1 pseudogene is annotated in these 227 nt (G+C 55.1%); it reads right to left on the bottom strand.

Annotated features, from left to right (window positions below):
* Positions 1-187, bottom strand: a pseudogene (locus OGV94_RS00130) (hypothetical protein); the annotation flags it as partial.
* Positions 188-227: the final 40 nt, after the last annotated feature.

Raw genomic sequence — 227 nt, 5'->3', positions numbered from 1 at the left:
CAAAATCCCCCATCAGGTATTCACCGCCTTCCACAAATACCTGCTCTGACTTTATCTGCGCCACAAATTCCTGCAGCCGGACCTGGTCTTCCGCACTGTGCCGGGGGGTGACTGAGGCGGGCTTTTGATCGCAGCCAGATGCTGCGACCATCACAATGGCACACAGCCACAACCTGTCGTTTTTCATTATCACAGCCCTCATTTCACCGGACTCGGCTGGTTAACGG

It is taken from the genome of Citrobacter sp. Ce006 (genome assembly GCF_030336535.1).
Taxonomy (GTDB): Bacteria; Pseudomonadota; Gammaproteobacteria; order Enterobacterales; family Enterobacteriaceae; genus Citrobacter; species Citrobacter europaeus.
The sequence above is the reverse complement of the archived record's forward strand: the minus strand, read 5'-3'. Positions and strand labels throughout refer to the sequence as shown.